The sequence below is a fragment of the Methylibium sp. T29 genome (genome assembly GCF_000576205.1).
Taxonomy (GTDB): Bacteria; Pseudomonadota; Gammaproteobacteria; order Burkholderiales; family Burkholderiaceae_C; genus Methylibium; species Methylibium petroleiphilum.
Window position 1 is genome coordinate 1 of the sequence record NZ_AZND01000466.1, and the last position, 1,498, is coordinate 1,498.

2 pseudogenes are annotated in these 1,498 nt (G+C 70.7%); both read left to right on the forward strand.

What is annotated here, in order from left to right:
• Nucleotides 1-1,069: pseudogene (locus tag x551_RS22075) on the forward strand (excinuclease ABC subunit A); the annotation flags it as partial.
• Nucleotides 1,070-1,159: 90 nt separating this feature from the next.
• Nucleotides 1,160-1,498 (forward strand): annotated as a pseudogene (locus x551_RS22080) (septum site-determining protein MinC); the annotation flags it as partial.

Here is a 1,498-nt window from a genome sequence, read left to right on the forward strand (position 1 = left end):
CGCCGGGCGTGCCCTGGCTCACGCTGCGCGGCGCCACGCTGCACAACCTGGCCGGGCTCGACGTCGGCGTGCCGGTCGGGCGGTTGGTTGCGGTGACGGGCGTTTCCGGCTCGGGCAAGAGCACCGTCGCGCGCGACGTGCTGCTGGTCAACGTGCACGCGGCGGTGGCGATGAAGGCCACGAAGGCCGGCCGCGATGCGTTGGCCGCCGGCAAGCGGCCGGCTGGGTGGGTTGCAGCCAGCTCGAAGGCTTCGAGCCGATCGATCGCGTGCTCGAGGTCGACCAGACGCCGATCGGCAAGACGCCGCGTTCCTGCCCGGCCACCTACATCGGCTTCTGGGACACGATCCGCAAGCTGTTCGCCGAGACGCTGGAGGCCAAGGCGCGCGGCTATGCCGCCGGCCGCTTCTCGTTCAACACCGGCGAGGGCCGCTGTCCGGGCTGCGAGGGCCAGGGCCTGCGCACCATCGAGATGGCCTTCCTGCCGGACGTGAAGGTGCCCTGCGACCTGTGCCACGGCGCGCGCTTCAACCCCGAGACGCTGGCCGTCACCTGGCGCGGCAAGAGCATCGGCGACGTGCTGCAGATGGAGGTGGACGAGGCGGTCGACTTCTTCGCCTCCATGCCCGCCATCGCCCACCCGCTGCAATTGCTGAAGGACGTGGGCCTGGGCTACCTGACACTGGGTCAGCCCTCGCCCACGCTGAGCGGCGGCGAGGCGCAGCGCATCAAGCTCGTCACCGAGCTCAGCAAGGTGCGTGACGACGTTACGCGGCGCGGCCAGAAGCCGCCGCACACGCTCTACGTGCTGGACGAACCCACGGTGGGCCTGCACATGGCCGACGTCGAGAAGCTGATCCGCGTGCTGCATCGGCTGGTCGACGGCGGCCACAGCGTGGTGGTGATCGAGCACGATCTCGACGTCATCGCCGAAGCCGACTGGGTGCTCGACCTCGGTCCCGAGGGCGGTGCCGGCGGTGGCCGTGTGGTGGCGGCGGGCACGCCCGAGCAGGTGGTGGCCGCGGGCACGCACACCGGCGTGGCGCTGGCGCCGGTGCTGAAGCGATAAGGGGCTGAGCCGGTCCGTTGCAGTGCCGCAATGCGCCGGCCGCCCGATACACTGTGACCTTTGTCGCGTTTCTTCCCTCTCGCCCGCCCCATGACCGTCGACCAGAGAACCGGCAGCTCTGCCAGCTTCGAGTTGAAGAGTGCCGCGCTGATGCTGGTCGCGGTGATCCTGAAGACCACCGATCTGTCGGCACTGGCTCGCGAGCTGGACGAGCGGATCGCCGACACACCGGGCCTGTTCGAGCGCGATCCGGTGGTGATCGACCTGTCGCAGGTGCGTGAGGCCGAGGCCGCGATCGATTTCCCGGCGCTGATCGAGCTGCTGCGCCAGCGCCAGATGCTGCCGCTCGCCGTGCGCGGCGGCAACGACGCGCAGATGGCCGATGCGCTGGCCGCCGGGCTGGTGGAGGCGCCGGCCGGCGCGAACCCG